The organism is Acinetobacter sp. (assembly GCF_049284435.1).
In the GTDB taxonomy this organism is placed as follows: Bacteria; Pseudomonadota; Gammaproteobacteria; order Pseudomonadales; family Moraxellaceae; genus Acinetobacter.
This window is the reverse complement of the sequence record NZ_JBAPXX010000032.1, coordinates 1-5764: the sequence shown is the minus strand read 5'-3', so window position 1 is coordinate 5764 and position 5764 is coordinate 1. Positions and strand designations below refer to the sequence as shown.

6 protein-coding genes and 3 pseudogenes are annotated in these 5764 nt (G+C 42.3%); 7 read left to right on the top strand and 2 right to left on the bottom strand.

The window, feature by feature from the left end:
* From WAK81_RS02635 to rplS, 7 genes and pseudogenes are all read left to right on the top strand, one after another.
* Positions 1 to 436: pseudogene (locus WAK81_RS02635) on the top strand (pilus assembly protein PilY); the annotation flags it as partial.
* A gap of 62 nt (positions 437 to 498) precedes the next feature.
* On the top strand, positions 499 to 996 hold the full coding sequence (locus WAK81_RS02630; RefSeq protein WP_422195567.1) for a type IV pilin protein: 498 nt from the start codon (positions 499 to 501) through the stop codon (positions 994 to 996).
* Positions 996 to 1481, top strand: coding sequence for a type IV pilin protein (locus tag WAK81_RS02625; protein ID WP_422195566.1), 486 nt, complete (start codon positions 996 to 998; stop codon positions 1479 to 1481). Before WAK81_RS02630 ends, WAK81_RS02625 begins: the two co-directional genes overlap by 1 nt.
* Before the next feature lie 143 nt (positions 1482 to 1624).
* Positions 1625 to 1882, top strand: coding sequence for a 30S ribosomal protein S16 (gene rpsP / locus WAK81_RS02620; protein ID WP_004281198.1), 258 nt, complete (start codon positions 1625 to 1627; stop codon positions 1880 to 1882).
* A gap of 30 nt (positions 1883 to 1912) precedes the next feature.
* Entirely contained in the window at positions 1913 to 2461 is a 549-nt protein-coding gene (rimM, locus tag WAK81_RS02615) for a ribosome maturation factor RimM (protein ID WP_422195565.1), read from the top strand.
* A 28-nt stretch (positions 2462 to 2489) separates the two neighbouring features.
* Positions 2490 to 3224, top strand: a complete 735-nt coding sequence (gene trmD / locus WAK81_RS02610) for a tRNA (guanosine(37)-N1)-methyltransferase TrmD (RefSeq protein WP_422195564.1) — start codon at positions 2490 to 2492, stop codon at positions 3222 to 3224.
* Positions 3225 to 3409: 185 nt separating this feature from the next.
* Complete coding sequence (gene rplS / locus WAK81_RS02605) at positions 3410 to 3784, top strand: 50S ribosomal protein L19 (protein ID WP_180180611.1); 375 nt, start codon at positions 3410 to 3412, stop codon at positions 3782 to 3784.
* Between the two features lie 525 nt (positions 3785 to 4309).
* Here the strand turns inward: rplS and WAK81_RS02600 are convergent.
* Positions 4310 to 5289 (bottom strand): annotated as a pseudogene (locus WAK81_RS02600) (esterase/lipase family protein).
* Between the two features lie 69 nt (positions 5290 to 5358).
* Positions 5359 to 5764, bottom strand: a pseudogene (locus WAK81_RS02595) (triacylglycerol lipase); the annotation flags it as partial.

Here is a 5764-nt window from a genome sequence, read left to right as displayed (position 1 = left end):
CCGTATAACCGGTGGTATGAAGGCATTTGAAGAGCCGATTGCATTAACGGGTAACTTGATTATTCCTGTTTACGATCCACAAGGAACAGGTATTGCACCTCAGAATCCATGCTTACCACGTGTTGTTGGAGAAACAAACCGTCAACGCTATTGCTTACCATTTGGTGTTTGTTTGAATTCAGATGGCTCAAAAAATAATAGTGATGAAGATGATACTGGCTTTAAAACCAAGACCACAGGCTGTCCTGCTGGTGTAACTGAATGTAATGATAATACTCTTGGTGCTGGTATTGTGGGGATTACACCTGCCCCAATAACGGAACCGACAGATGGTTCATGTCCTGATTTTACGATTGCAGGTAATGAAAAAGGAACTGGGAAATGGCAATGTATTCCGACCATTAATCCAACGCGGTGGTATGAACGATGGAAATAATAATTAAACAACAAGCTTGTGTAATTTCTCCTATGACTTTTACAAGTCATAGGAGAGGGACTATGCGAGGATTTACCTTAATTGAATTAATGATTGTGGTTGTGGTTATTGCGATTCTTGCTGCAATCGCAATTCCGAGTTATCAAGAATATGCACGACGCTCGAATGCATCTATGGCACAACAGGAAATGCAAAAAATTGCCGAGCAACTTGAGCGCCATAAAGCAAAGAACTTTACCTATAGAGGATTCGATCCAAACTATATATACGGTCAAACTGCAGCAATGACTTCAGTGACATTGCCAAGAGGAGCGACAGGTACAGGGATTAAATACACAATAACGATTCGAGATGCTGAAGATTCGACTAAATTATTGACAGATGCGACAGTCCCTTCAGTGATTAGAGCTCGGGGTTGGGCAATACAAGCGACTGCAAGCGATACGAGAAACTATAATCTATTAATGACGAGTGCAGGATTGCGTTGCAAAAATAAATCTTCAAGCCTTGTTACTTATACAAATTGTGGAGCTCAATCTGCTGGAAGTGAGGACTGGTAATGAAAAAATGTATATCAAGTACTAAGGCAAAGCTGTGCTCAGGATTTACACTGATAGAATTAATGATTGTCGTTGCGATTATTGGTGTTTTGGCCGCAATTGCATATCCAACCTATGGACAGTATAAAGTACGAGTTAATCGGACAGATGCTCAAGCGGAAATGATGCAAGTAGCGCATCGTTTAACGACTTTTAAAATGGCGAATCAAACTTTTGCTGGTCGAACAGCTACAAATACTTATGGGGCGACAACAATACCAAGGACTCAACCTTTATACGATATCGTATTAACAGATGTAGATGGACTTGAATTAACAAATGCGAGTGCGAAAATACGAACTTGGCTACTTGTGGCGACACCTCGAACTGGTACAGCACAAGCAGGAGATGGCATTATTTGTCTAAATGAACAAGGTCAAAAATTTTGGGTTAAAGCAGCAACAGCTTGTGCTCTATCTACAACCTCCAACTGGGACGGCCGTTAATATAAATTCAAACTGTGGATAACCTAAAATTTGATCTTTCTTTCATAGCAAATATAACGTAAAATATTGCCCTCTATGAAAGGGGTTTGAAATGTTCCGGTGGTCGGTACGTGGATAATCCGTAAAAACTATAAGGTTCTATCATGGTTGTTATTCGTCTTGCACGCGGTGGTGCTAAAAAACGTCCGTTCTATCAAATCATTGTGACTGATAGCCGTAATGCACGTGACGGTCGTTTCATCGAACGTATCGGTTTCTTCAACCCTACAGCTCAAGGTAAAGCAGAAAAACTTCGTTTAGATGCTGACCGTTTTGCTCACTGGGTTTCTCAAGGTGCTCAACCTTCTGATCGTGTTGCTTCTCTAGCTGCTCAAGCTAAGAAAGCTGCAGTTGCTGCATAATTTTTATATAAATTAGGTAGTAGCTTGCCCATGACACCAACACAGAATGTTCCCGAAGATCGTATTCAGATTGGACAGTTACGTTCAGCATATGGATTAAATGGGTGGCTCTGGGTCTATTCCAATACAGAACCCATGAGCAACATATTTGACTATCTGCCTTGGTACATTGAGACCAAAGCAGGTTGGCAAATTGTCGATGTAAAACGTTGGAAACCACATGGTAAAGGCCTGGTCGTTAGCTTAAAAGGTGTGAGTGATCGCACTGGTGCAGATGAACTGGTTGGCACCAATGTCTGGATCGCTAAATCGCAACTGCCTCAAGCGGGTGTAGATGAATATTATTGGTCTGATTTAAAAGGTCTAACGGTGTTAGGTCTAGATGATCAGGAACAAGAAATTAATCTCGGTCAAATTTTTGAGCTGTTTGAAACAGGTGCTAACGATGTGATGGTGGTTCGCGCAACTGCCGACAGCATCGATGGCGAAGAGCGCATGATTCCATGGCATAAAGATGTGGTGCAACGCGTTGATCTTGAAGCTGGTCGTATCTACGTCAATTGGGGCGTAGACTACTAAAAATTTTTCGGAAATACGGGAGTCTGCGATGTTTTTTGCAGTCATTACGCTTTTTCCTGAAATGTTTGAAGCGATTACAGCCTATGGTATTAGCGGGCGCGCAGCAAAACGTGAGTTGATGCAAATTTATTGCATCAATCCTCGCGATTATGCGACGGGCAACTATAAACGGGTGGATGAACGTCCATTCGGTGGTGGCCCGGGTATGGTGATGATGGCGGAGCCTCTGGCAAAAGCAATCCAGCATGCCAAAGAGCTTGCAACGCAAGCAGGTGCAGTTCAGGTTCCTGTGGTGTATATGTCACCGCAAGGAAAAACCTTAAACGAAACTGCGGTACAGGATTTTGTCAAATATGACGGAATCATCGTACTGTGCGGACGTTATGAAGGCGTCGATGAACGTTTGATCCAGCAATATGTTGATCAGGAATGGTCAATTGGAGATTATGTCTTGTCGGGTGGTGAACTGCCTGCGATGGTTTTATTGGACAGTATTATCCGGAGACTTCCGGGTGCGATGTCTGATGAACAGTCACACGTGCAAGACTCATTTGTGGATGGTCTTCTAGACTGCCCACAATATACCAAGCCAGATCATTTTGAAGGTTTGGATGTGCCTGAGGTGTTAAAGTCCGGGCATCATACCAATATTGAAAAATGGCGGTTTTTGCAGCGATATCAGCGTACACTTGAACGCCGCCCAGAGTTGGTGGAAAAAGTCGAACTGACCAAGCAGCAGAAAAAATGGCTAAAAGATTTGTAAGATATTGATGAGTGATCATTTCTGTCTTCAAGCAAGTACTTAAAATTATTTAAGTATTCTTTAATAGGCTCTTTATGGTTGAGATGGTCAACCACAAAGGGAAAGATAATCGGGTGTATGCGCTTTAGCCTCTATACCCAGCGATGATCAGACCTCTTCTGACTCGCACATATTGGAGATACCCCATGAGCGGTAAGCATCCTTTAGTTCAAGTAATTGAAAACGCACAATTGAAACAAGACATCCCTGCTTTTGCACCAGGTGATACAGTTATTGTTCAAGTTAAAGTAAAAGAAGGCGACCGTGAGCGTTTACAGGCGTTCGAAGGCGTTGTAATTGCTAAGAAAAACCGTGGTTTGAACTCTGCGTTCACAGTACGTAAAATTTCTAGCGGTGTTGGCGTTGAGCGTGTATTCCAAACTCACTCTCCAATCGTTGCTGGTATCGAAGTGAAACGTCGTGGTGACGTTCGTCGTGCTAAACTTTACTACCTACGTGAATTGTCTGGTAAAGCTGCACGTATTCGTGAAAAATTACCAGCTCGTAAAACCAAAGCTTAATTTTAAGTTTTATACGAGTGAAAAAATGCGCCTTTGGGCGCATTTTTTTATGTTTGATTTTTTTATTTAGATTTATTCGAAATGTTCCTGCAAAGGCAAGATCATAGCATCCAAAATATCTAAGAAAATTTTATGAATAAACATCAGGAATAATACAAAATATCCCCAAGACTGGAATCCTGCATTAAAAAGTTGAATGCAAATAAAACATTGTGTGATAGACAGTAAAATACTGATCCATACATTTGCGATAATATGTCGATGACAAGAGGTGCAATAATAAGGCTCATATTTTTTAAATTGAAAAGGATTAATGACTTTTCGTTTGCAGCCGGGGCAGATTCTTTTAAATTCGTTTTTGATTTCTATAGAACGTATCTGCATTTATTTTATTTCACAGTTCTTTTTTTATATTTGATGAATATTTTATATGCAGTTTAATCATGATTAACAAGTAAATTTTAAAAAAAAATAGAGAAAAATAAGATAGAAAAAGCCTCTGGATGAATAGATGCTTGTGTAGCTTTATAAACCTTGCAGTTTTAAGCGGTTGGCATGTTGACGATAGGCAGCAACCGGATCAGGCGCAAAGGTGCCTTTAATGCCGAACAACAAATTGATTTCATCCAGATGATTCCATGGAAAATCATCACGGATGATTTTATCAAATTTGGCACTACACACCGACACGATTCCATCATTCGCGCCAGCCTTACTCGCAGAAAGCAGAGCCAAGGCTTTCATGGCTGCATCACTGACATCTAAGGGATTGGTTACGGGTTGATTGCCGGTCATTGAATACAGCGCAATGCCTTGGTCTTTATATTTGCCTTCACCACATGGGCTCAGCGAAAGACCGAGTTTAAAGCGCTGGTTAAATTCGGCTGTCCCTTCAATCGACGTGCTGTGTCCTGCTGCCAGAGCATTATGTGGGAAAGCTTGACCGTCTAAACCTTGTGCCCACATGATGACATTGCCAAAACTGCTGATCAGGGTATTGAGCAGTTCAGATGTTCCGGTTTGATTGGCAAGTCGCATGACATTAGAGGCGACAATCGTCCCTTGATTGGCACCGCCCACAGTCATCACTGAGGCTACATGTTGCGGCATAACCCCTGCAGCATAACGCACGGTATGCGCACCATGACTATGACCGATTAAATTCAGTTTTTGGCGCCGGTGATCGCCATGACTTCTTTGAGTTGCTCCACATATTGTTCACCTCTGACTTCGCTGGAATTGAAAGGTGAGATGCGGGTGGCAAATGCAGTTGAACCATTACGGGCTAAATCAGGCAAAATTTGATACCAATAGTCCATGCTTAAGGCATCAAAACCAATGCGATTAAAGCCGACCATGCCATGTGCAAATACAATCGGGTATTGTGTTTTGGCATAATTGGACACGACAAATCTGGATTCTGCTTGCTGCAAATTGGAAGCCTGCACATATTGGCCCGTAAATAACACGCAGCATAAGGTTATAAAATGCATTCTAATTTTCATAAAGTTCCATTCTGGCGGTTTAAAAATTAAAAAATCCCTGCACATTGTGATGACAGGGATGAGATTGAATTACAGGCCTTGCAATTTGAGCCGGTTGGCATGCTGCCGATAAACATCGACTGGGTCTGGAGCAAAGATATTCTTTAATCCGAGGAGCTGGTTCACTTCATCCAGATGGTTCCAATTGTAGTTATCCCGAATCGTTTTGCCGAATTTGGCACTACAGCGGGAGACCAGACCATCATTTTCCTTGCCGCCATCAATGAGTAGAGCTGTAACTTTCAATGCTGAATCAGGGTCGAGAGGGTTGGTGACTTGACCTATACCTGTGAATGAATAATGACGAATATCACCTTCTTTTTCCTTACCTTCACCGCAGGCGGTGGTCGGCATACCGAGCGGATATTTCTGGTTGAATTGAGCGGATCCTGCCAGGGTCAGGCTGCGACCACCAGCCAGAGAATCATGCGGGAAA

What these genes read in the sequence shown, in the direction of transcription:
- rpsP (WP_004281198.1), top strand. Translation starts at nt 1,625, where the DNA reads ATGGTTGTTATTCGTCTTGCACGCGGTGGTGCTAAAAAACGTCCGTTC.
- rplS (WP_180180611.1), top strand. Translation starts at nt 3,410, where the DNA reads ATGAGCGGTAAGCATCCTTTAGTTCAAGTAATTGAAAACGCACAATTG.
- trmD (WP_422195564.1), top strand. Translation starts at nt 2,490, where the DNA reads ATGTTTTTTGCAGTCATTACGCTTTTTCCTGAAATGTTTGAAGCGATT.
- WAK81_RS02630 (WP_422195567.1), top strand. Translation starts at nt 499, where the DNA reads ATGCGAGGATTTACCTTAATTGAATTAATGATTGTGGTTGTGGTTATT.
- rimM (WP_422195565.1), top strand. Translation starts at nt 1,913, where the DNA reads ATGACACCAACACAGAATGTTCCCGAAGATCGTATTCAGATTGGACAG.
- WAK81_RS02625 (WP_422195566.1), top strand. Translation starts at nt 996, where the DNA reads ATGAAAAAATGTATATCAAGTACTAAGGCAAAGCTGTGCTCAGGATTT.